The following is a 24,249-nucleotide window of genomic DNA, read 5'->3' on the forward strand; positions in this document are numbered from 1 at the left end:
CAGCCAAACGAGCCCGCCTCTCCCTGAAGGCGGACATCGCAACCAGGTTTCGATGCAGCCGCTGAGGCCGCATCAGGAAGAGAAAAGGCAAAACGGATGATTACGACCAAATCCCTGCGTCCCTCCCTCAAGACCGTTCTGAAGGCCTCGACGGTTGCCGGCCTTGCCGCCGTCATGCTGACCTCCGGCCTGCCGGCGCGCGTCTCCCAGTCCTTTGCGGAAGCGGTGAAGGTGGAAGCACCGTCGGTGCCGAGCTTTGCCAATGTCGTCGAGGCGGTTTCGCCGGCCGTCGTTTCGGTCCGCGTCCAGTCGCGCGTCAATCCGGTTTCCGAAGAGGGCAACAACTTCACCTTCGATTTCAACGGTCGCGGCTTCGACGACCTGCCGGATGATCACCCGCTGAAGCGCTTCTTCAAGGAATTCGGCCCGCGCGGCGATGACCGTGCCGAGCGCGGTGGCCCGGGTCGCCGTGGCCCGCATGGCGAAGGTCGCCTGCGTCCGACGTCCCAGGGTTCGGGCTTCTTCATCTCCGAAGACGGCTACCTGGTCACCAACAACCACGTCGTTTCCGACGGCGCGGCCTTCACCGTCATCCTCAATGACGGCACCGAACTTGATGCCAAGCTGATCGGCAAGGACAGCCGTACCGACCTCGCCGTGCTCAAGGTCGACGACAAGCGCAAGTTCACCTATGTCAGCTGGGCTGACGACAGCAAGGTCCGCGTCGGCGATTGGGTCGTCGCTGTCGGCAATCCGTTCGGCCTCGGCGGCACCGTGACCTCGGGCATCATCTCGGCCCGTGGCCGCGACATCGGCTCCGGCCCCTATGACGACTACCTGCAGGTCGACGCGGCCGTGAACCGCGGCAACTCGGGCGGCCCGACCTTCAATCTCTCCGGTGAAGTGGTCGGCATCAACACCGCGATCTTCTCGCCGTCGGGCGGCAACGTCGGTATCGCCTTTGCTATCCCCGCAGCTACCGCCAAGGACGTCGTCGCCGACCTGATCAAGGATGGTTCGGTTTCCCGCGGCTGGCTGGGCGTGCAGATCCAGCCGGTGACCAAGGACATCGCCGAATCGCTCGGCCTGGCTGAGGCAAGCGGCGCGCTCGTCGTCGAGCCGCAGGCCGGCTCTCCCGGTGAAAAGGCTGGCATCAAGAAGGGCGATGTTGTCACCGCTCTGAATGGCGACACGGTCAAGGATCCGCGTGATCTTGCCCGCAAGGTGGCCGCAATCCACCCGGGCACGACCGTCGACCTCGCGCTGTGGCGCAACGGCAAGTCCGAAAGCGTGAAGCTGGAAATCGGTACCTTGCCGAAGGATGACAAGGAAGCAGCCAAGAGCCAGGACGACCAGTCCGAAGAAACACAGCCTTCGAGCGAACAGGCGCTGGCTGACCTCGGTGTCACCGTCGTGCCGTCCGACGACGGCAAGGGCGTCACCATCGCCTCGGTCGATGAGGACTCTGATGCCAGCGACCGTGGCCTGAAGACGGGCGAGAAGATCGTCTCCGTGAACAATCAGGAGGTGAAGTCTGCCGACGATATCCTCAAGGTCATCAACGCTGCCAAGAAGGACGGCCGCAGCAAGGCGCTCTTCCAGATAGAGGCCGAGAACGGTAGCCGCTTCGTGGCCCTTCCGATCGATCAGGGCTGATCGCGGCAGTCAAATGATTGACCGGAGCGCCGCGATTTCCAAGTGATTTCGCGGCGCTCGTCGTTTGGAGCGGGATGAAGAAGGTGTGTGCGGTTTTCCACCCGCATCTCGCTCTCACTTACGAAAATCGATCACGATGATTTTGGGTCCATCCGACCGATGCTTCCGTGATCGAGGGCATTCGCCAATCCGGTTGTCTGGCCGGTTGTCGGAAAGCCGAAACCGGTTGAGACAGATAGGGGTCCGGGACTATGGTCGCGCGTATGAAGATTCTCATCATTGAAGACGATCTCGAGGCGGCAGCCTATCTGGCGAAAGCCTTCCGTGAAGCAGGCATCGTTTCCGATCACGCCAGCGACGGCGAGAGCGGCCTCTTCATGGCCAGCGAGAACAGCTACGATGTTCTGGTGATCGATCGCATGCTGCCGCGCCGCGATGGCCTGTCTGTGATCACCGAACTCAGGCGCAAGGATATCCACACGCCGGTGCTGATCCTCTCGGCGCTCGGGCAGGTCGACGACCGTGTCACGGGCCTGCGGGCGGGCGGCGACGATTATCTCCCAAAGCCCTATGCCTTCAACGAGCTGCTGGCGCGTGTCGAGGTGCTTGGCCGCCGCAAGGGTACGCCCGAGCAGGACATGGTCTACCGCGTCGGCGATCTCGAACTCGACCGTCTGTCGCATTCCGTCCGCCGCCAGGGCAAGGAGATCCCGCTGCAGCCGCGCGAGTTTCGCTTGCTCGAATATCTCATGAAGAACGCCGGCCAGGTCGTCACCCGCACCATGCTGCTGGAAAACGTCTGGGACTATCACTTCGACCCGCAGACCAACGTCATCGACGTGCATGTCTCGCGGCTGCGCTCGAAGATCGAGAAGGACTTCGATGTACCTCTGCTGCGCACCGTGCGCGGTGCCGGCTACATGATCAAGGATGACCGGGCGCCCGCATGAGCAAGCTTCGCGTTCTCTTCAGAACGACCGCGGTTCGGCTTTCCGCCCTCTACCTCATCCTCTTTTCGCTCTGTGCGGCCTTCCTCGTCTTCTATGTCACCGGCATGTCGGAGCGGTTGCTGCAGCAGCAGACCCGCGATGCCGTGACCGCGGAAGTGGCGCAGATCGAGCAGGTCTACAATCGCGCCGGCATGAACGGTCTTCTGCGCTCGCTTGAACGCCGCGCGCGTCAGCCGGGCGCAAATCTCTATGTCATTGCCGGGCCGAGCGGCGAGATTCTTGCCGGCAACGTCGCAAGCCTCGAACCGGGACTGCTTGATAGCGAAGGCTGGACCGAACGTCCCTTCGCCTATCAGCGCTATACGGACGAGACGAAGAAGGACAGCCATGTGGCGCTCGCCCACGTGCTGGTGCTCGACAATGGTCTGCGCATTCTCGTCGGTCGCGATCTGCAGGAGCCGCAGAAGTTTCGCGCGCTGGTGCGTCAGGCGCTGATGGTGGCGCTCGGCGTCATGGGGCTTGGCGCGCTCGTCATCTGGTTCGGCATCGGCCGCAACGCCTTGAAGCGTATCGACCGCATGTCGGAGGCGAGCACCAAGATCATGGCCGGCGATCTCTCGCAGCGCCTGCCGATGAGCGGCTCCGGCGACGAGTTCGATCGGCTGTCGGAATCGCTGAATGCCATGCTCGGCCGCATCGAGAAGTTGAACGAAGGTCTGCGCCAAGTCTCCGATAACATCGCCCATGACTTGAAGACCCCGCTGACGCGCCTGCGCAACAAGGCGGAAGCCGCACTTGCCCGCAAGGGAACCAGCCAGCGCGGCGCGCTCGAGGAGATCATTGGCGAGTCCGATCAACTGATCCGGACCTTTAATGCTCTCTTGATGATTTCGCGGGTCGAGGCCGGCTCGTCCGCGGCCGAGATGAGCGAGGTCGACCTTTCTGAGATCGTTTCCGATTGCGTCGAATTGTACGAGCCCGTTGCAGAGGATGTCGGCTTGAAACTCGAAGCCGAGGTTATCAAGAACGTCGGGATATCGGGCAACCGCGAACTGATCGGACAGGCCCTCGGCAACCTCATCGACAACGCCATCAAATATGCTGACGGTGCGGACAATCCGCTGATCAAGGTCTCTCTGGAAAAGCGCGATGGGTATGTGCTGCTGTCTGTCGCCGATCATGGCCCTGGCATACCTGCAGCAATGCATGACGAGGTGGTGAAGCGCTTCGTTCGCCTGGATGAGAGCCGGTCCAAACCGGGCACGGGCCTCGGCCTGTCGCTGGTGGAGGCGGTCATGGAGACGCATCACGGCTCGCTGCGTCTTGCCGATACCGAGCCCGCGGCCGGCGACGGTGGCAAGGGTCTGACCGTGCAAATGGTTTTCCCGATGGCTGCAACCTGATAGACCGGTTCCCGGAGAAGAGGCGGTATGAGGAATGTGTGCGCGGTTGTTCCGCCACACCCGCTGCAGCGGAAGGGAGAGGGCATGCAGGAACAGGTGCAGCAGTGCTGGGAGATCGAGACGGCGCCGATCCGTCCTGCAACCCAGGCCGATGCCAAGACAGCGCATTCGGTGCTGAAGGACATGGCTAAGGGCCACGACCAGATCGCAAAACTGCTGGCCTGCGAAAGCCCGTTCAAGACCTTTGTGGTGTCCGCTTTTGCGCTTTCGCCTTTCCTGCGCGACACTGGCGGCAGCCAGCCAGCCATTCTCGAAGAGCTGCTGTCCACAGATCTCCTGACCTTTCTGACCGAGCGGGTGCGGCGCGCCCGCGACGCCTGGAAGCCGAACGCCTCAGGCGCCGCTCTGCCGGACACGGAGATCATGGCGCGGCTGCGGAGAGCCAAACGCGAGCTTGCCTTCGCCGTGGCGCTTGCCGATCTCTCCCGGCATTTCGATGGCCGCGAAACCACGCGCTGGCTTAGCGAATTTGCCGGTGCTGCCGTTTCGGCGACGATCGATCACCTGCTGCTGAGCGCGCACGAGAGCGGCAAGCTGATCGTCAAGGATGTCGCCTGCCCGAGTGTCGGTTCCGGCGTCGTCGTGCTCGGCATGGGCAAGCTCGGCGCATTCGAGCTCAACTACTCCTCCGACATCGACCTCGTCGTCTTCTACGATCCGCAATCCGGCATCATCGTCGATCGCGATGATGCCTCGGAAACCTTCGGCCGCCTGCTGCGCCGCCTGATCCGCATCCTGCAGGAGCGCAGCGGCGACGGCTATGTCTTCCGAACCGACCTGCGCCTGCGGCCGGACCCGGGCTCGACGCCGCTCGCGATCCCGGTCGAAGCGGCGATGCTCTATTACGAGAGCAGGGGGCAGAACTGGGAACGGGCCGCCTTCATCAAGGCGCGGCCGGTGGCCGGTGATATCGAGAGCGGCGAGCGCTTCCTGCGCGAGCTGGTCCCCTTCGTCTTCCGCAAGTATCTCGACTATGCGGCGATCGCCGACATTCATTCGATCAAGCGGCAGATCCATGCGCACAAGGGGCATGGCGAGATCGCGGTCAAGGGGCACAACATCAAGCTTGGCCGTGGCGGCATCCGCGAGATCGAGTTCTTCGTGCAGACGCAGCAGTTGATCGCCGGCGGCCGCATGCCGGAGCTGCGCCAGCGCGCGACCGAACCGATGCTGCGGGTCCTCGTCAAGGCCGGCTGGATCGACGAGGAGACTGCCGACGAACTTGTCGAGGCCTATTGGTTCCTGCGTGATGTCGAGCACCGGATACAGATGGTGCGCGACGAGCAGACCCACGTCCTGCCTGAGACCGAGGCGGAGCTGAAGCGTATCGCCTATATGCTCGGCTTCGAGGACACGGCCGCTTTCTCCAAGGCGCTGTCGCGCGTGCTGAAAACCGTCGAGCGCCGCTACGCGCAGCTTTTCGAGCAGGAGGCCAAGCTCTCGACCGAGACCGGCAACCTCGTCTTCACTGGCCAGCGCGACGACCCCGATACGCTGGAGACATTGCGAAAGCTCGGCTTCCAGCGGCCGTCGGACATCTCCCATACGATCCGCACCTGGCATTACGGCCGCTACCGTGCGACGCAATCGGTGGAAGCGCGCGAACGGCTGACCGAGCTGACGCCGGAGCTTCTGCGCGTCTTCGGCGAAAGCCGCCGGGCCGACGAAGCGTTGCTGCGGTTCGATAATTTCATTTCCGGCCTACCGGCGGGCATCCAGCTCTTTTCGCTGCTCGGCAACAATCCGGGCCTACTGTCACTGATCGTCAACGTCATGTCGTCGGCGCCGCGGCTTGCCGAAATCATCGCCGCGCGTCCCCATGTTTTCGACGGCATGCTCGATCCGGGCCTGCTCGCCGAACTGCCGACCCGGGACTACCTCGCGCCGCGCATCGCCAACTTCGTCGGCGGCGCGCGGCACTATGAGGAGGTGCTCGACCGCCTGCGCATCATCGCTGCCGAGCAGCGCTTCCTGATCGGCATCCGGCTTTTGACCGGCGCCATATCGGGTGCCCAGGCGGGCCGCGCCTTTACCGATCTCGCCGACCTGATCATCGCCGCGGCGGTGAAGGCGGTGCAGGACGAAGTCCGCTCCGTGCACGGCGATTTCCCCGGCGGCCGCATCGCCGTTGTCGGTATGGGAAAGCTCGGCAGCCACGAGCTGACCGCGGGCTCGGACGTCGACCTGATCCTGCTCTATGACTACGATGAGGCGGCAACCGAGTCCGATGGCACCAAGCCGCTGGACCCGACGCGCTATTTCACGAGGGTGACGCAGCGCCTGATCGCGGCACTTTCCGCGCCGACCGCCGAAGGCATTCTCTACGAGGTCGACATGCGGCTTCGCCCTTCCGGCAACAAGGGGCCGGTCGCCACAAGGATCAACGCCTTCGCCAAATACCAGCGCGAAGAGGCCTGGACCTGGGAGCATCTGGCTCTGACCCGGGCGCGCTGCATCTGTGGCGACGACAAGCTGATTGCCGAGGCCAATGCGATCTTCGCCGAAATCCTCGGCCGCAAGCGCGATGTTGCCAAGGTGAGTGCCGACGTGATCTCCATGCGCGAGATGATCGATAGTGAGAAGCCGCCGAGCGACATCTGGGATTTCAAGCTCATTCCGGGCGGCCTCGTCGATATCGAGTTCATCAGCCAGTACCTGGCGCTCGTCGCGCCCGCGAAGGGCGTTCAGCCGCTGACCGCCGGCACCAATACCGGCGATGCGCTGAAGCTGCTCGGCGACGCCTTGATGAACCCTAACGATCTCGATGTCGCCCTGGAGGCGCTGCACCTCTTTACCGAGTTGTCGCAGATCGTGCGGCTGTGCATCGAGGGAGAGTTCGAGCCGAAGGAGGCGCCGGCCGGGCTGATCGATCTCGTCTGCCGGGCAGGGGACTATCCGGACCTGAAAACTTTGGAGGGAGACATCCGCCGGCTGTCGAAGGCGGTGCGGCGCGTTTTCCAATCGGTGGTTTCAGGCTGAGCGTCGTTCACTGACGCGTTAAATCATCGCGATCAATATGCTGAGCGGGATGCGAGCGGAAACCGTTCGCACTTCTCCTGATCCCGCTTCAGGCGCGGTCGGGGATTCTAACCGAGATGATGGTGCCGACGTTTTCCGTCGAGTGTATTTTCATGCTGCCGCCGTGCAGGCGGGTGAGTGAGCGCGAGATCGCGAGCCCGAGGCCCGATCCGCCCTTGCTCTTGGCATATTGGCTCTGCACCTGTTCGAAAGGCTGGCCGATCTTCTGAAGGGCGTCGCGCGGAATGCCGATGCCGGAATCGGCGATCGTCAGTGTCACGGCGCCGGTCACCTTGCGCGCTCGAAGCGAAATGCGCCCGCCATTGTTGGTGAACTTGACGGCGTTCGAAAGCAGGTTGAGCAGCACCTGCTTCATGGCGCGTCGATCGGCGACCATGGTGAGGCCCGACGAGATCTGTTGCACCACACGGATGTTCTTCTGCTCCGCCGGGATTGTCGTGAAGCGCAGCGTCTCTTCAATCAACGGCGCCAGATCGATCCTCTCGCGGCTGATGCGCATGTGCCCGGCCTCGATCTTCGACATGTCCAGGATGTCGTTGATGACGTTCAAGAGGTGCTTGCCGCTCTCGTGGATGTCACGCGAGTATTCGTTGTATTTCTCCGAGCCGAGCGGCCCGAACATCTGGTTCTGCAGGATCTCCGAGAAGCCGAGGATGGCGTTGAGCGGCGTGCGCAGTTCATGCGACATGTTCGCCAGGAATTCCGACTTGGCGCGGTTCGCCGCTTCGGCGCGTTCCTTTTCCGCCTGGTAATTGGAGTTGGCGACCGAAAGCTCGGTCTTCTGCCGCTCCAGCGTCATGCGTGACGCCGAAAGGTCGCCGATCGTCGCCATCAGACGCCGCTCGGATTCGCGCAGGCGCACCTGGTGGCGTTTCAGAAGCGTGATGTCGGTGCCGACGGAAACGAGGCCGCCGTCGCGCGTGCGCCGCTCGTTGATCTGCAGCCAGCGTTCGTCGGCAAGTTGAACCTCGCTCGTCTGCGACTGGTTGCTACGGTCAGGATCGGCGATGCGCCGTTCGACCACGGGGCGTGCTGCCGCGGTTTGCACGGCAATGCGTTCGGTGCCCGGAACAAGCACGTGATCCGGCAGCTTGTAGGCTTCCTGGAAGTGGGTGTTGCACATGACCAGGCGGTCATGCTTGTCCCAAAGGACGAAGGCCTCAGACGTACATTCGATCGCGTCGGCGAGCCTCTGGTCCGCTTCGGCATAGCGCTGGGCAAGCCGGTGCTGCTCGGTGACGTCCATGGCGATGCCGATCAGATGCGCCCGCCCGGAAACGGTACGGATGATTTCCGCGCGGGCGCGTAGCCACACATAGTGGCCATCCGCATGTCGCATGCGGAAAACCTGGTCGATCTGGCGCGCGTCGCCGCGCGCGATGGTGCGTGCCACGCCGTAGATGCCGCGATCATCGGGATGCATCAGCCGCGCGGCGTCGCCGAAGGAGAGCACGCTGCTCTCGCCGGGCATGCCGAGCATCTCGTACATCGACCGCGACCAGAACAGCCGACGGTTGGCAAGGTCGAAATCCCAGAGGCCGCAACGGCCACGTGACAGCGCCGTCTCGACACGCAGGTTGGATTCGACAAAGACCGAATCCGCGTCGCGGGCCCGCTTGGCCTGAATGTAGTAGGCGTAAAGCACCATCAGCAGAATCGCCGAAATGCCCGCAAAGAGCGTAACGTTGAGTGACACCTCGTCGCGCCAGGTCGTTTCTAGCTGGGTGATCGGCGTCGCGGCCAGCACCACCCCGGCCGCATCGGGCAATTGCGCCAGTGCCACGATATGGTCGACACCGACGATCGGTGTCTTCATGACGCTGGAATGCTCGCCGAAATACTGCAGCGTCGCGATATCCGGCGCGACCGCCGCCAGCGTCCGGCCGATGAGCGGTCCGCCTTCCTGGGTGCTTGCGAAGATCCGGCCATCCTTCCGGACCGCAAGGATAAATGTGCCGGGATCGAGCATGCCGGTTGGCAGATACTGGCTGAAACGTTGTTCCGCGTCCGCGCGGCGGCCCTCGTCAAAAAGGGCTGCACCGTCCGTCTGGAAAGCCGCAACCGCGATGGCGGCCGCGAGCCCGACCGTCTGGCGCGAACTCTCTTCCATGCGGGCGTGCTCGTCCATGATGCTGGACATGCGCGAGACCGCGACGATGATCAGGAATGCGATGATGAGGATCGGGATGGAACGCTTGAGAACGGGCTCCGCGCTCGCCAGACGCCGCGAGGTCGGTCCGGCAAAGATCTTCGCCTGCGAGATAAACTCCTGCTCCAGGCGGCCGGCAAGCCCCGGAAACTTGAGTCGCAACCGCCCGTCGGCTGCGCTCGCCTGTCGCGCGTCCGCCATCTTTCCCAATCTGAAAACCCTCTGATGATTCGGCGCGCCGCTCGCCCGAATCTGACTCAATGAATCACAGGGCGATTCGCCTTGTCCAGAGGCGTTGGTAAAGATTTGTTAACCATTTCTTATCGTTGGGAAATAGTAGGCCGGGTCGCGTGAGCGGCCCGGCCCTAAACAAAATCAATGAGTTCCAGAGCGCAGTGCGTTCAGATGAACGCACAAAGGACGCTCTAGCACTTTGATTCTAGAGCAGTGATTCCACTTGAAGCCGGATGCTCTAGGACTCAGGCCTTGAGCATCCGCTCGACGATGTCGCCGACGTCGGCCGAAAGTTTCGACGCTCCGGCAATCTCCTTCAAGGCCTTGCGGGCATGACCGGCGCGCTTGTCCTCCAGCGAGCGCCAGGAACGCATCGAGGTGAGGATACGGGCCGCAAGCTGCGGGTTGCGCGGGTCGATGTCGAGGATCTGGCGCGCGAGGAAGCGGTAGCCCTCACCATCGGCGCGATTGAAGCCGGTCGGGTTGGCGAAGGCATAGGTGCCCACCAGCGAGCGCACGCGGTTGGGATTGTTGCCATTGAACAGGGGCTCGGCCATCAGCGCCTTGACGCGATCGAGCGTTGCGGCGCCGGGGATCGTCGCCTGGACGGCGAACCACTTGTCGATGACGAGTGCGTTGTCGGCAAAACGCTTGCGGAACGTCGCAAGCGCTTCCGAGGTCTCGGCGGCATCCGGAAAGCGGTGCGCGAGCAGCGCCAGCGCATGGCTGAGATCGGTCATGTTGTTGGCGGCGGCAAAGGCCTTGGCGGCGCGCTCCGGCCCTTCATCGCCCTGGACGAGGTAGGTGAGGGCGCTGTTGCGCAGCGCCCGCCGGCCTGCACTCGCAGCATCCGGGCTGAACGCGCCTGACGAAACGAGGTCTTCGGCCAACTTGAGGAAGGTGTTGCGTCCGGCAGCGGCAACGGCCACCAGGATCTGCTGACGTGCGGCGTGGATCGCGTCGGGATCGTTGTTCGTGCCGATCTCGCGGGCGATATCGGATTCGCTCGGCAGCGCCAGCGCCTGCGAGCGGAAGGCGGGCTCCAGCGTGTCATCCGCGGCCGCACGGACCAGGCCGTCGATGAGCGCCGTGTCGCAAACGACCGGCTTTCCGGCGCGGACATTCGCCGTGGCCTCGACCAGGTTGCTGAGCGCAATGGCGTTGAGCGCCTGCCAGCGGGCGAAGAGGTCGCTTTCGTGATGCGCGATTAGTGCGAGGTCCTCGGCGCTCTGCTCGATATGCAGATTGATCGGCGCGGAGAAGCCGCGGTTGAACGACGGCACCGGGCGCGACGGGATGCCGGAGAAAACCACCGTCTGCTTGCGCTCCGTGAGGTGCAGGACGTCGCCGGTCAAGTCGGCGCCGGAGACCGAGGAGAGGTCGACTTCGCTGCCGCCTTCAAGCAGCAGACCCATGCGCAGCGGAATATGCATCGCCTCCTTGGCGCCCTGTCCGGGCGTCGCTGGCACGGTCTGCTCGAGCGACAAGGTGAAGGTCTGCTTGGCCGCGTCATAGGCGCCAGAAGCGGTGACCAGCGGCGTTCCGGCCTGGTGGTACCAGAGCGCGAATTGGCGGAGATCTCGGCCGCTTGCCTCTTCGAAGCAGGCGACGAAATCTTCGATCGTGACGGCCTGGCCGTCGTGCCGGTCGAAATAGAGGTCCATGCCCTTCTTGAACAGATCGCGGCCGAGGATCGTCGCGATCATGCGGGTGACTTCCGAGCCCTTTTCGTAGACGGTCGTCGTATAGAAGTTGTTGATTTCGCGATACTTCGTCGGCCGCACCGGATGGGCCAGCGGGCCGGCGTCCTCGGGAAACTGCTCCGACTTCAGGTGCCGCACCTCGGCAATGCGCTTGACCGCACGCGAGCGCATGTCGGCGGAAAATTCGTGGTCGCGGTAAACCGTCAGGCCTTCCTTGAGGCACAGCTGGAACCAGTCGCGGCAGGTGATGCGGTTGCCGGTCCAGTTGTGGAAGTATTCGTGCGCGATGATCGCCTCGATATTGGCGTAGTCCGCATCGGTCGCCGTTTCCGGATCGGCGAGCACGTATTTGTCGTTGAAGACGTTGAGACCCTTGTTCTCCATCGCCCCCATGTTGAAGTCGGAGACGGCGACGATCATGAAGATGTCGAGGTCGTATTCACGGCCGAAGGCATCTTCGTCCCACTTCATCGAGCGCTTGAGCGCGTCCATGGCGTAGGAGGCGCGTGGCTCCTTGCCGTGCTCGACATAGATCTTCAGCGCGACTTCGCGGCCGGACATCGTCGTGAACGTATCCTCGACGACGCCGAGATCGCCGGCGACGAGCGCGAAGAGGTAGCTCGGCTTCGGATGCGGGTCGAACCAGGCGGCGAAATGGCGGCCGTCGCCCATGTCGGCGCCGCCGAGATAGTTGCCGTTGGACAGCAGGAGGGGAGCGGACGCCTTGTCGGCGATGATGTTGACCGTGTAGACGGCAAGCACATCCGGACGATCGGGGAAATAGGTGATGCGGCGGAAGCCTTCGGCCTCGCACTGGGTGCTGTAGATGCCGTTGGTGCGGTAAAGCCCCATCAGTTGCGTGTTCGTATCAGGCGAAAGCAGCGTGGTGATGGTGATTTCGAAGGGTGCGGTTTCCGGTAGGCCGCGGATGGTCAGCGTATCGTCGGCAACGTCGTAGAGGGCGGTTGCGAGCTCTTCCTGGTCCAGCAGCAGGCCGGTCATCTTCAACTCGTCACCGTCGAGCAACAGAGGCGCCGATGCGTCGACGCCTTCGCGACGATGGAAGATCAATCGGGCTTCGACCTTGGTTTCCTTCGGGTCTAGCTCGAAGGTCAGATCCACTCTCTCCAGAACGAAGTCGGTCGGCCGATAGTCTTCCAGATGAATGATCTGGCCAGTATTTGTCCGCATGGTCAGTCCCGCTTGCGCCGTTCTACTGGAGAATTTGTAGTGGGCGCCTGTGATGGTGAAAAGGCCAAGGGGCGAAAAGTCGGATAATGCCACACGATTGTGATGCCGGCGACCGCACTTTCGACAGAAAAGGCATGGCTTCCCGAAGGTCTTCCCGCTCCCTTATCGGATTGACGTGTACCGAAGTGGGACTAACAAGACATGAATTGGAAAGGTTTTTTTCGCGGCAGCTAAAGAAAAGCTCGACGTCGTTTTGCCGAACGGCAATCGATCAAGAAAAAACGTCATTCATCACGAAGTTTGATCCGACTTTCTTGCCGAGCGTCGCTAAGGTGACGAAGTCCTGTGGCGGTTTCTCCGCCTAAAAATCTCCAAACCAGCCCTCGTGTCTGCTGATCGCCGGCGGAGGCTGTTCGAAAAGTGCCCTCAATGGATGCGGAAGTCGAAAGCCCGATGAAGGGGATCCTGCTCAAGGTCCTTTCCGTCGTCATTTTCGTTTGCATGTCGACGTTGATCAAGGCCGCCGGAAACGAGATGGCCACCGGCCAGATCACCTTCTACCGCTCGGCCTTCGCCATGGTGCCCATTCTCGGCTATCTCGCCTTCCGCGGACAGTTGCGCGATGCTTTCAAGACAGAGGATTTCACCGGCCATATCGCCCGCGGCTTCGTCGGCATTCTCGCAATGAGCTTCGGCTTCTACGGCCTCGTGCATCTGCCGCTGCCCGAAGCGATCGCCATCGGCTACGCCATGCCGCTGATCGCCGTCGCCTTCGCGGCACTTTTCCTTGGCGAGACGGTGCGGCTTTATCGCTGGTCGGCGGTGGTCATCGGGCTGGTCGGCGTGATGATCATCACGTGGCCGCGGCTGACCCTTTTCCGCGAAGGCGGCTTCGGTTCGCTGGAGGCGCTGGGCGCCGCAGCGGTGCTGGTTTCGGCGGCTCTCGGCGCGGTGGCAATGGTGCTGGTGCGAAAGCTCGTCAAGAACGAGCGGACCCATACGATCGTGCTCTACTTCTCGCTGTCGGCCTCGGTCTTCTCGCTGGCGACGCTGCCCTTCGGCTGGCCGTCGATCTCGCGCGAAGCCTTCCTGCTGCTTATGGTCGCCGGCTTCTGCGGCGGCGTCGCGCAGATCCTTTTGACTGAGAGCTATCGTCATGCCGACATGTCGACGATCGCGCCGTTCGAATACACGTCGATCGTGCTCGGCTTGATCATCGGTTATTTTCTGTTCGACGATGTTCCGACGGCCACCATGCTGATCGGCACCGCCATCGTCGTCGGGGCCGGCATCTTCATCATCTTCCGCGAACATCGGCTCGGGCTGGAGCGCAGGGGCGCCCGCAAGCACGTGACGCCGCAGGGCTGAGGACGAAGCGCGAGTTCGCTTCTGTCGGTGGCCTTTATGAGCGCGGCTTATCCCAGGCAGGAACCGTGTCGTCATCGATTAGCGGTTCTTGCGCCATCTGCTGGGCGATGGGGCTCGTCACATCAGGCCCGGGTGTCGGCATCACGCTCGTTGCCTGGAAATCGGTCTTGGCGACCAGGCCCTTGTGCTGCTCGCGCTGCAGGATGCGCCAGGCGGCGTAGCCGCCATAGAGGGCGAAATAGACAGCGAGAACGAGGAACAGCGCCGCCGGGCCGAAGCGATCCATGACCGGCCCGACCATCAGAGGGCCGGAGATCGTGCCGAGCCCATAGGTGATCATCAGGCCGGACGATGTCTCGACATACTCGTTGGGTTTGGCGAGGTCGTTCGCATGCGCGACGTTGAGCGCATAGATCGGAAACAGTACCGAACCGACGAGGGCGGCGATGGCGTAGAGAACGGTCGGCGAACTGCCGATTGCGGCCGACATCACCAGGCAGGAGACGACGCCGACGACGCCGCAGCCGATCATGACGATGCGCCGGTCGATCTTGTCGGAGAGGCGGCCGATGGGGATCTGCGAGATCGCGCTGCCGGTCAAAAGCGAGGCGAGCAGGGTCGCACCTTCGGCGGTGGAAAGACCGATCTTCTGGGTGAAGACGCCGCCGAGATTGAGCCAGGCGCCGGAGAGCGCACCGGCGAGAAAGCCGCCGACGACGGCGACCGGCGAGCGGCGGAAGAGCGTCGGGATGTCGAACTTGGCCTGCGCGGGCGGTGCGGGCATCGGCGAGGAGGAGAGGGCCGTCGGCAGCAGGGCGAGCGAAAACAGCACGGCGCAGAGCATGAACAGGGATGTGTTCGTCGGGTCGCCGAGCGGCACCATATATTGTCCGCCGATCGTGCCGACCATCGTCGTGATCAGGTAGAGCGAAAACAGCAGGCCGCGGTTTTCGTTGGTGACGCGTTCGTTGAGCCAGCTTTCGATGACGAGGTAGCTTCCGGAAATCGCAAAGCCCGATATGGCGCGAAACGCGATCCAGGCGCGCCAGTCGACGATGAGGCCGCAAAGCAGGATTGCGATGGAAAGCAGCGTGATCAGCGCCGTGAAGACGCGCACATGGCCGACGCGCAACACGAATTTCGGCGTGACGATGCAGGATAGCGTGAAGCCGACCGTGTAGCCGGTGGCGATGATCGAAACCGTCAGCGTCGACCAGTTCTCTGCGACGGAGCGCACCGGGATGACATAGCTCTGAAGGCCGAAGGCGACCATCATGAGCAGGGTCGACACCATCAGGCTGAAGACGGAAGCGAGGTTGGCCAGCATCGGCGCTCCTGAAAACAAGGCGCCCCTCCATCGATGGCGACGGCAGGCAAGCGCAGGTGGAGCGAGGACGGTCTGACGGATACCGGACGAGCCCGACACTCCAAGGTCAAAGCGAGTGTGGCTCTATCCAGTTTTTCGGGCGCTGTCGATTGCGACAGGCGATGGCAAAAAGGCGGTAGGCCTCTTTGCCGGCAGCGATCAGTTCGGCAGCAGCGGGCTCACGGCCACGCGATGGGCGCGGCGTGCATCCTTCTTGGTGCTGAGAATGGTGTATTCGCGCGAGGCACGCACGGCAGTACCGATGTCGGAGATCGAATCGAACAGGACCTTGAGGCTAACGATGGGCTTGGTCATGGTTGCGTTCCTTTCTTCGTCGTCGGCCGATAATGGCGACTTGTGCACGCGATACGCGGTCAAGCGTATCGCGTGGGGATCAGCGCTGAATGAAATCGGCGAAAATCTGCGCCGGACGGGTGGTCCGGGCAAGGCCGATCGCGGTCATCTGCTCGTTGGCTGCCGTGCCGAAGCGGTTGAACGGCGTCCGGTAAGCAGCGCCGGTGTGGCGGAGCGTCTCAAAGCTGCTGTGGATCGGACGAAAGCGGGCAGTCATGGTTCAATTCCTTATTCCATTCCTCCCGTGCCAGTATATTGCGCTGCAACATCTCATTTTGCAATGCGTCATAATGCGCCGCTGATATGCGCAAACCGCATGGCTTTCTTCATTCTTTGTTCATAAAGCGGGCAGGCAGGTTGGCGCCGCATGGGCGCACCGTAATTCGGCGAGAATCAGCCTTGAACCCGGGCCTTGAAGGCAAGCAGGTCCTGCCAGGCGAAGCGCTTGTTGACGGGCGCCGTCATCAGATCCTGCGGGTGCAACGTTGCGAGCGTCGGCACCGTGATGCCGCCGATCGAAAGCTCCCGCCATTCGCCACGAAGCTGGTGGATCGTGTCGTTGCCGCCGAAGAAGAAGCGGGCGGTGAAATTGCCGAGCAAAAGCAGATGTTTGGGCTCGGCAAGGGCGATTTGCCGTTCGATGAAGGGACGGCAGATGTCGGCTTCGCGCGCCGTCGGCACGCGGTTGCCCGGCGGGCGCCAGGGCACGACGTTGCTGAGCAGTACGCTTTCGCGCGCCAAGCCGATGCCGGCGAGCATGCGGGTCAGCATCTCGCCGAGCCGGCCTGCGAAGGGCTGGCCGTCGCGATCGCAGTCGGCATAGGGCATCGGGCCGACGATCATGATGCCGCTTGCCGGGTCGCCCTCGGCAAAGACGAGGTTGCGGGCGCTGTTCCTGAGATTGCAGCCGGCAAAACCCTCCATCGCAACCCTGAGCTCGGCGAGCGATCGGGCTGATTCGGCGGCAAAGCGCGCCTCTTCGATCGCCTGCGCATCGGGAATGGCGACGGCAGGGGCGCTCGCGGCCGGAGCGGGTGCGCGGCTTTCGCGGGATGGAGCGGAAGCGGGGGCAGCCGCTGCCGCTGTCTGGCGTGCAGCCGGTTGCGAAGCGGGTGTCTCCCCACGGTCGTTGGCCGCCGGCGCGCGCGCGTTGCCGCGCGCCGCCTTCATTGCCTCGAACTCGGCGAAGCGGTCGACCGGCTCCTCTTCCAGCAGCCATTCGACGCCCGCATCCGCATGGAAGGCGAGGAGGGCGGCAAGCTGCGCCGGAGAGAGATCGTGGGCGGAAATCATGGCCGCCAACCTAACCCATAAGCCGTCGGACCGGAACCGCTTTTCCGGCCCCCGGCATTCCTATCCAAGGTCATGCACATCAGGCGCGCAGGCCTCGGCTTACGCCGCATTGGCCGTCCAGTGGGCGATGTCCTCGTGCTCGCCGATCAGCGCCAGACCGTGAGCGATCGACAGCAGTTCGCCGCCGCTTTCGATGCGGTCGGCCTCGAAGCGCCGCTCGAAGATGCCGCGCACCGCCGGAACGAAAGACGTGCCGCCGGTCAAGAACACCTTGTCGATCGACCCGGGCGCCGTCGCGGTCGACTGCAGCACGTCGTCGAGTGCGCCCTCGATGCGGGCCAGCTCCGGCGCGATCCAGCCTTCGAAGTCGCTGCGGCGAACGGTGCGGCGCGACATTTCGCCGAGCGGGGCGAAATAGAATTCGGTCTCGTCTTCCTGCGACAGCCGCATCTTCGTCGCCGAAATCGCGTTGTAGAGCGGATAGCCCTCGTCATGTTCGATCAGGTCGACGAAGGCTTCGAGCTTTTCCGGCTCGAGGCTCTGGCGCACGAGCTTTTTCAGATCCGTGAAATCTTTCAACGTCTTGAAGATGGACAGCTGATTCCAGCGGCCGAAATTCGCATAGTAATTCGACGGCACTTCAAGCAGCTTGTCGAAGCTCTTGAAGAGACTCCCCTTTCCAATCAGCGGCGAGACGACGTTGTCGATGATGCGGAAGTCGAAATGGTCGCCGGCAATGCCCACACCCGAATGACCGATCGGGGTTGCGGTCAGCCGCCCTGCCTTGGTCTCGAAGCGGATCAGCGAATAGTCGGTGGTGCCGCCGCCGAAATCGGCGACCAGGACCGTTGCATCCTGCTTTAGGTTCTGCGCGAAGTAGAAGGCCGCCGCCACCGGCTCGTAGACGTAGTGCACCTCCGGGAAGCCGAATTCCGAGAGGGCTGCGCCATAGCGTTCAAGCGCGAGCGCCGGATCAGGGCTGGAGCCGGCGAAATGCACCGGTCGGCCGACGACGATGCGGCTATACTGATCCGTCCAGCTGTCGCCGGCATAGTCGCGCAGCTTGTTCAGGAACACCCGCATCAGATCCTCGAAGCTGTGGCGCTTGGCAAAGACCTGCGTGCCCTGGAAGAGGGGGCTTGCGGCAAAGGTTTTGATCGATTGCAGGAAACGACAGTCGCCCGGATTGTCGATGAAGGCGCGGATCGCCGCCTGGCCGGCTTCGACCTTCAGTGCCTGGGCGCCAAGGTTGGCGTCCTTCATGAAGGAAAGCGCGGTGCGCATGGCGTCGGTCGTGCCGGCGAGACTGTCGAACTGCATCGAGTGGGTGGTATCGCCGGCGGCAACGGCAAGCACGGAATTGGTGGTGCCGAAGTCGAAGCCCAGTGCCTTGGCCATATGGTGGTCTCCTTGCGTCTGGCGTCGCTCCGCCGCCCGGAGCAAGCCGGCGGCGCGCAACGCAACATGTAATTTTGTCGGGCCGTCTCCGCATGTTCAGGCGGCCGGCCCCGAAGTCGGCAAAAGACACGTCGTCCGGGCGCCAGAGGGGCGCCGAGTCGAGTGCCGTTTGCGAATGGGATATGCCGGCGCGGACCGCCGGAAGGGTGCGGCGGCCTCGTGGCATGGCTCTTCGGCAAAAGCAAGGCCGAATGGCTCATAGCGTCGGCACGCGACAAAATGATGTATTTACGTTTACGTACACGTCATATAAACATTTGCCCTAAACTCATGACCTCATGCGCAAAAGCGGGCATCGTCTGTCGCATCCCGGCTCGACAAGCCAAACTGCATTTGCCATGACGGAATGATATGTCCTGGGAACTGAACCGGCAGAAGACCGGTGAGACTGGAGAGACGGTATGACCGAGCAAGATCTGCCCGAACGCGAGAGCATGGAGTTCGACGTTGTCATCGTCGGGGCGGGGCCTGCCGGTCTTGCGGCGGCGATCCGGCTGAAGCAGGTCAATCCGGAGCTTTCGGTCGTCGTCTTGGAAAAGGGCGCCGAAGTCGGCGCGCATATCCTCTCGGGCGCCGTCGTCGATCCGATCGGCATCGACCGGCTGCTGCCGGGCTGGCGCGAAGAGACCGACCATCCGTTCAAGACCGAGGTCACGGACGACCACTTCCTGTTCTTGGGCCCGGCCGGCTCGATCCGTCTGCCGAATTTCATGATGCCGCCGCTGATGAACAATCACGGCAACTATATCGTCTCGCTCGGCAATGTCTGTCGCTGGCTGGCAAGCCATGCGGAAGCCCTGGGTGTCGAGATCTATCCGGGCTTTGCCGCGACCGAAGTGCTCTATAACGACGAAGGTGCCGTCATCGGCGTTGCCACCGGCGACATGGGCGTCGAGCGCAACGGCGAACCGGGACCGAACTTCGCCCGTGGCATGGCGCTCCTGGGCAAATATACGCTGATCGGCGAGGGCGTGCGCGGTTCGCTCGCCAAGCAGCTGATTGCGAAATTCGATCTCTCCAGGGATCGCGACGTCCAGAAATTCGGCATTGGCCTGAAAGAGCTCTGGCAGGTGAAGCCGGAGAATCACCGCCCGGGTCTCGTGCAGCACTCCTTCGGTTGGCCGCTCGGCATGAAGACCGGCGGCGGCTCGTTCCTCTACCATCTCGAAGACAACCTGGTCGCCGTCGGCTTCGTCGTGCACCTCAATTACAAGAACCCCTATCTCTTCCCGTTCGAGGAATTCCAGCGCTTCAAGACCCATCCGGCGATCCGCGGCACCTTCGAGGGCGGCAAGCGGCTCTCCTACGGTGCCCGCGCGATCACCGAGGGTGGCTACCAGTCGGTGCCGAAGCTGTCCTTCCCCGGCGGTGCGCTGATCGGCTGTTCGGCCGGTCTCGTCAACGTGCCGCGCATCAAGGGCAGCCACAATGCGGTGCTGTCGGGCATTCTCGCGGCCGAGAAGCTGGCGGCGGCGATCGCGAGCGGCCGCGCCAATGACGAGCCGATCGAGATCGAGCGCGGCTGGCGCGACAGCGCCATCGGCCAGGACCTGAAGCGGGTCAGGAACGTCAAGCCGCTGTGGTCGAAGTTCGGCACGGCGATCGGCGTTGCGCTCGGCGGCTTGGACATGTGGACCAACCAGCTGTTCGGCTTCTCGTTCTTCGGCACGCTGAAGCACGGCAAGACTGACGCGCAGAGCCTTGAGCCGGCCGCGCAGCACCAGAAGATCGATTACCCGAAGCCGGATGGCGTGCTGACCTTCGACCGGCTGTCCTCGGTGTTCCTGTCGAACACCAACCACGAGGAAGACCAGCCGATCCACCTGCAGGTCAAGGATCCGGAGCTGCAGCGCACGTCGGAACTCGACGTCTTTGCCGGCCCGTCGACGCGCTACTGTCCGGCCGGGGTCTACGAATGGGTGGAGAAGGACGGCAAGCCTGTCTTCGTCATCAACGCGCAGAACTGCGTGCACTGCAAGACCTGCGACATCAAGGACCCGAACCAGAACATCAACTGGGTGCCGCCACAGGGCGGCGAAGGCCCGGTCTATCCGAATATGTGATCTTTGGATGGCGGCCGCAGGACCTCCGAGGTTCGCGGAAACGAAATTGTTCGAGGCGCCGGAGGGAACTCCGGCGCCTCTTTTGTATTCGCGCGCACGTGTCGAGCGGTAGTCCGATCATCGAAAAGGCAATCCGTGCCGCTATTGGGAAAGTCCTTGCCGGCAAACCCCGTTAGCTTTCATGGTGTCATCGGCTCGAAGCCGACGAATCCGCAGGCCTTTCGGTCCCTGTTGTTTCGAGTTGGACCGAGCCTTGTGACGCTGCCGATCCCCGCGGTGAGATCGGCAGTGCGACGGGATGCACCGCCAGAACAAAGGGAACGGAAATGAAGAAGCTTCTTGCAACGACGTGCCTGGCCGCCGGCCTTCTTGGCCTTGCTGGTGCGGCCTCGGCCGCCGAATGCGGCGATGTGACGATTGCCAATATGAACTGGCAGAGCGCCGAAGTGCTGGCGAGCGTCGACAAGATCATCCTGGCGGAAGGCTATGGCTGCAACGCCGAGCTCGTCGTTGGCGATACCGTGCCGACGATCACCTCGATGATCGAAAAGGGCCAGCCCGATATCGCGCCGGAAGGCTGGGTGGATCTTCTGCCCGACGTCGTCAATCGCGGCCTCGAAGAAGGCAAGCTCGTCGGTGCCGCCGTCGCACTCTCCGATGGCGCCGTTCAGGGCTGGTGGGTCCCGAAATACATCGTTGACGCCAATCCCGACATCAAGACGATCGACGACGTGCTGAAGCACAAGGAGCTGTTCCCGGATCCGGAAGACGCCAGCAAGGGCGCCGTCTTCAACGGCCCGCAGGGCTGGGGCGGAACGGTAGTGACGACTCAGCTCTACAAGGCCTATGGCGGCGAGGCGGCGGGCTTCACGCTGGTCGACACCGGATCGGCCGCCGGTCTCGACGGCTCGATCGCCAAGGCCTATGAGCGCAAGCAGGGCTGGGTCGGGTACTACTGGGCGCCGACGGCCCTTCTCGGCAAATACGAGATGGTCAAGCTCGGGCATGGGGTCGCGGCGGACGCAGCCGAGTGGAAACGCTGCAACACGGTTGCCGACTGCCCGGACCCGAAGAAGAACGACTGGCCGAAGGACAAGGTCCAGACGCTGGTGACAAAGGCTTTTGCCGATCGCGCGGGCCCGGCCATGGACTACCTCAACAAGCGCGCCTGGACCAACGACACGGTCAACAAGCTGATGGCCTGGATGACCGACAACCAGGCAAGCGGCGAGGAGGGCGCCAAACACTTCCTTCAGGAAAACCCCGACATCTGGACTCAGTGGGTCTCGCCCGAGGTCGCCGAAAAGGTCAAGGCCGCGCTCTGATTGCGACCGATTGAACCCACGGGCGGCGCGATCCTTGCGCCGCCTCTTTGTTTGACCCCCCGGCAACAGCAAAACAACAATCGCGGCCGGTGAGATGTGAAGGGGAATTGGAATGGACTGGTTGACCCAGTTTCCGCATATGGACGACGAAAGCCTGCGGGCGCTGAAGAAGGCTATCGACGAGGGGTTCCGGTCGTTCACGCGCGCCTATGGCGACGCAATCGAAGGTTTCTTCGAACCGCTGCAGTTCTTCCTCATCCAGTCGGAGCGCTTCATGACGAAGACGCCCTGGCCGATCATCCTGGTGCTGATCGCGCTGATCGCTTGGGTGGCGAGTCGGAACTGGAAGATCGTCGCCGGCTGCATCGGTACGCTGCTGCTCATCGGCTACTTCGACATGTGGGACGACACGATGAAGACGATCTCGATGATCTTCGTCTGTACCGTTTTGTCGATCGCCATCGGCATTCCGCTCGGCATCGTCATGTCCCGGTCGGACCGGGTCCAGAACATCGTCAATCCGATCCTCGATGTGATGCAGACCATGCCGAGTTTCGTCTATCTGATCCCGGTCGTGATGCTGCTCGGCATTGGCAAGGTTCCAGGACTGATTGCCGTGGTCATCTACGCGATACCGCCGATGATCCGGCTCACCAATCTCGGCATCCGCCTTGTCGACAAGGACGTGCTTGAGGCAGCCGATGCATTCGGCTCGTCGGCTTGGCAGAAGCTCAAGAACGTGCAGATGCCGCTGGCCCTGCCGACGATCATGGCGGGCATCAACCAGACGATCATGATGGCGCTCGCCATGGTGGTCATCGCCTCGATGATCGGCGTTCAGGGCCTCGGCCAGCCGGTGCTGAAGGCGATTGCCAACCAGTATTTCACGCTCGGCATCTTCAACGGGCTCGCCATCGTCGGCATCGCGATCATCTTCGATCGTGTCAGCCAGGCCTATGGCCATCGCCTGCAGAAGCATCGGGAGATCATCCACGGCTGAGCCGAGCGATCTCAAGAAAAGAAAAGGCCCCGGAGCGGAAACGCGCCGGGGCCTTTGTCTTATTGGGGAACTTCTCGGTTTAGGTGCGGGTAGAGAGAATGCCGGTCGAAAGCGCCACGCCGATAGCCGTGACGATTGCGGCCAGCATTTCGAACGGGCCGATTTGCTCGCCGAGCAGGATCGCGCCGCCGATCATCGCCAGCACCGGGGTCAGCGCCGTAAAGGCAGCGGCCTGCGTGCCGCCGAGGCTCTTCACCGCAAAGCCATAGGCGACCATGGCAATGAGGCCGGAGAGGATGCCCTGGCTGGTGATCTGCAGGGCGATCTCCTTGACCGGAACGCTGGCAAGCGTGCTTCCGAAACAGGCGGCAAGCGCCAGATGGATCAGGAACGACCAGGCCGCAATTAAAGCGCTTCCCTGCAGCGGGCTCAGGCCCGAACGGCGGAAGGCGTGGGTGTAGATCGCCCAGAGCGTGGCCGCTGCGGGCAACAGCGCGTATCCGATCCACCCTGTGGACACTGAAACGGCAAGGTTGCGCGTCAGCAGGATAGCGACACCGGCGACGATCGCGGCAAAACCCACCATCCGCATTCGGTCCGGACGCTCGCCAAAGATCGTGATGCCGATCAGGGCGGTGGCAAGCGGCATCGAGCCGCCGAGAAGAATGCCGACGGAGGAGGCGGGAACCGAGTGGATCGCAAAGGCAGAGACCTGGAAAAAGACCGCGCCGGAGCCCGCGACCATCAAGGCGAGGAGCAGGATCGGCAGCTTGCGCGGCAAGAGCCCGGTCTTGAGCCAGAGCGGCGCGAGCAGGAGCGCCGGTACGCCGTAGCGGATCAGGCCAAGGTCGATTGTGCTGAGTGCGGTGCCGGCCGAATGGCGGGTTGCGAGAATCCAGCCCGCCCAGATGAGGACGGTCACGAAGGCACCGGCATAGCCGGCGGTGGCAGGCGACGTATTGCCGCGAGCAAGCGTAAGCGCAACCATTTGAATTTCCTTCCCGATTTGGATATCTGAGGGGCTTTTGGGTCTGGAAGGAAGATTACGCCCGGAAGGCCGGGCATGTCCTTGCGATTTATGCCCGAAATAGACTATCATCAGCAACAATGTGCCAATAGTAACCTCTGAAGTTTGTGAACATGCCAAATCTCGATAAGTTCGATCTCGCTATCCTCAGGATCCTTCAGGAGGATGCGCGCGCGACGAACGTCGAGATCGCAGAAAAGGTCAATCTTTCGCCGTCGCCCTGCCTGCGGCGCATCCGCAATCTGGAGAAATCCGGCATCCTGCGTGGCTATCGGGCCGATATCGACCGCAAGGAAGCCGGTCTCGGGCTCACCGTCTTCGTGGAGATCAAGGTGGGACGGCACAGCCGCGAGAATGCGCAGCGGCAGCAGGAGGCGCTGCTCGCCATTCCCGAGGTGGTGTCCTGTTTCCTGATCTCGGGCAATGCCGACTTCCTCGCCGAGGTCGTCGTCGAGGATCTCCCGGCTTACGAGACGCTCTTGACCGAGACGCTGCTTGCCTTGCCGGGTGTGACCGACATCCGTTCGAACTTCGCGATCCGATCGATCAAGACCGGCGGGCCACTGAAGTTGCCCGAGCCGCGCTGAACGGTTGCCATTACCGGTCTCCG

17 protein-coding genes are annotated in these 24,249 nt (G+C 62.8%); 9 read left to right on the forward strand and 8 right to left on the reverse strand.

What is annotated here, in order from left to right; genetic code table 11:
- Window positions 1-96 precede the first annotated feature (96 nt).
- From AC3WWH_RS05255 to AC3WWH_RS05270, 4 genes are all read left to right on the forward strand, one after another.
- Entirely contained in the window at window positions 97-1,656 is a 1,560-nt protein-coding gene (locus AC3WWH_RS05255) for a Do family serine endopeptidase (RefSeq protein ID WP_058320293.1), read from the forward strand.
- Window positions 1,657-1,907: 251 nt separating this feature from the next.
- Window positions 1,908-2,606 carry a response regulator transcription factor gene (locus tag AC3WWH_RS05260; RefSeq protein ID WP_058320292.1) on the forward strand — a complete coding sequence of 233 codons (699 nt, stop codon included), beginning with the start codon at window positions 1,908-1,910 and terminating at the stop codon, window positions 2,604-2,606.
- Window positions 2,603-4,009, forward strand: coding sequence for a sensor histidine kinase (locus tag AC3WWH_RS05265; protein WP_057250375.1), 1,407 nt, complete (start codon window positions 2,603-2,605; stop codon window positions 4,007-4,009). Before AC3WWH_RS05260 ends, AC3WWH_RS05265 begins: the two co-directional genes overlap by 4 nt.
- An 84-nt stretch (window positions 4,010-4,093) precedes the next feature.
- Window positions 4,094-7,048 (forward strand): bifunctional [glutamine synthetase] adenylyltransferase/[glutamine synthetase]-adenylyl-L-tyrosine phosphorylase, encoded by a 2,955-nt coding sequence (locus tag AC3WWH_RS05270; RefSeq protein ID WP_058320291.1) that lies wholly within the window; start codon window positions 4,094-4,096, stop codon window positions 7,046-7,048.
- A gap of 88 nt (window positions 7,049-7,136) precedes the next feature.
- Here AC3WWH_RS05270 and AC3WWH_RS05275 read toward each other — a convergent pair whose 3' ends face one another.
- Window positions 7,137-9,467, reverse strand: a complete 2,331-nt coding sequence (locus tag AC3WWH_RS05275) for a PAS domain-containing sensor histidine kinase (protein ID WP_057250371.1) — start codon at window positions 9,465-9,467, stop codon at window positions 7,137-7,139.
- Window positions 9,468-9,736: 269 nt separating this feature from the next.
- Window positions 9,737-12,385 (reverse strand): aminopeptidase N, encoded by a 2,649-nt coding sequence (pepN, locus tag AC3WWH_RS05280; protein ID WP_058320290.1) that lies wholly within the window; start codon window positions 12,383-12,385, stop codon window positions 9,737-9,739.
- A 429-nt stretch (window positions 12,386-12,814) separates the two neighbouring features.
- On the opposite strand from pepN, the gene AC3WWH_RS05285 reads away from it, so the two are divergent.
- Window positions 12,815-13,753 carry a DMT family transporter gene (locus AC3WWH_RS05285; protein ID WP_057250367.1) on the forward strand — a complete coding sequence of 313 codons (939 nt, stop codon included), beginning with the start codon at window positions 12,815-12,817 and terminating at the stop codon, window positions 13,751-13,753.
- A 34-nt stretch (window positions 13,754-13,787) separates the two neighbouring features.
- Here AC3WWH_RS05285 and AC3WWH_RS05290 read toward each other — a convergent pair whose 3' ends face one another.
- The 5 genes from AC3WWH_RS05290 to AC3WWH_RS05310 all read right to left on the reverse strand — a co-directional run bounded on the left by AC3WWH_RS05290 (window position 13,788) and on the right by AC3WWH_RS05310 (window position 18,164).
- The gene (locus AC3WWH_RS05290; RefSeq protein ID WP_058320289.1) at window positions 13,788-15,080 is read right to left on the reverse strand and encodes an MFS transporter; all 1,293 of its coding nucleotides are present in this window, start codon (window positions 15,078-15,080) and stop codon (window positions 13,788-13,790) included.
- A gap of 198 nt (window positions 15,081-15,278) precedes the next feature.
- Window positions 15,279-15,434: a hypothetical protein gene (locus AC3WWH_RS05295; RefSeq protein WP_093232127.1), complete on the reverse strand. Its 156-nt coding sequence runs from the start codon at window positions 15,432-15,434 to the stop codon at window positions 15,279-15,281.
- 79 nt (window positions 15,435-15,513) lie between these two features.
- Complete coding sequence (locus AC3WWH_RS05300; protein ID WP_089043882.1) at window positions 15,514-15,690, reverse strand: hypothetical protein; 177 nt, start codon at window positions 15,688-15,690, stop codon at window positions 15,514-15,516.
- 176 nt (window positions 15,691-15,866) lie between these two features.
- Window positions 15,867-16,766 (reverse strand): uracil-DNA glycosylase, encoded by a 900-nt coding sequence (locus AC3WWH_RS05305; protein ID WP_058320516.1) that lies wholly within the window; start codon window positions 16,764-16,766, stop codon window positions 15,867-15,869.
- 99 nt (window positions 16,767-16,865) lie between these two features.
- Complete coding sequence (locus AC3WWH_RS05310; RefSeq protein WP_057250363.1) at window positions 16,866-18,164, reverse strand: Hsp70 family protein; 1,299 nt, start codon at window positions 18,162-18,164, stop codon at window positions 16,866-16,868.
- A gap of 461 nt (window positions 18,165-18,625) precedes the next feature.
- Between AC3WWH_RS05310 and AC3WWH_RS05315 the strand changes: the two genes are divergently transcribed.
- From AC3WWH_RS05315 to AC3WWH_RS05325, 3 genes are all read left to right on the forward strand, one after another.
- Window positions 18,626-20,287, forward strand: a complete 1,662-nt coding sequence (locus tag AC3WWH_RS05315; protein WP_058320288.1) for an electron transfer flavoprotein-ubiquinone oxidoreductase — start codon at window positions 18,626-18,628, stop codon at window positions 20,285-20,287.
- 326 nt (window positions 20,288-20,613) lie between these two features.
- Window positions 20,614-21,612, forward strand: a complete 999-nt coding sequence (locus AC3WWH_RS05320) for an ABC transporter substrate-binding protein (RefSeq protein ID WP_058320287.1) — start codon at window positions 20,614-20,616, stop codon at window positions 21,610-21,612.
- Between the two features lie 112 nt (window positions 21,613-21,724).
- A complete protein-coding gene (locus AC3WWH_RS05325) occupies window positions 21,725-22,612 on the forward strand; it encodes an ABC transporter permease (RefSeq protein WP_057252855.1) in 888 nt (295 codons plus the stop codon).
- A 79-nt stretch (window positions 22,613-22,691) separates the two neighbouring features.
- Here the strand turns inward: AC3WWH_RS05325 and AC3WWH_RS05330 are convergent, their stop codons facing one another.
- Window positions 22,692-23,600 (reverse strand): DMT family transporter, encoded by a 909-nt coding sequence (locus tag AC3WWH_RS05330; RefSeq protein ID WP_058320286.1) that lies wholly within the window; start codon window positions 23,598-23,600, stop codon window positions 22,692-22,694.
- A gap of 152 nt (window positions 23,601-23,752) precedes the next feature.
- On the opposite strand from AC3WWH_RS05330, the gene AC3WWH_RS05335 reads away from it, so the two are divergent.
- Window positions 23,753-24,226 carry an Lrp/AsnC family transcriptional regulator gene (locus AC3WWH_RS05335; protein WP_058320285.1) on the forward strand — a complete coding sequence of 158 codons (474 nt, stop codon included), beginning with the start codon at window positions 23,753-23,755 and terminating at the stop codon, window positions 24,224-24,226.
- Window positions 24,227-24,249 lie beyond the last annotated feature (23 nt).

This window comes from Ensifer sp. EB106-03-01-XG145 (assembly GCF_058792075.1).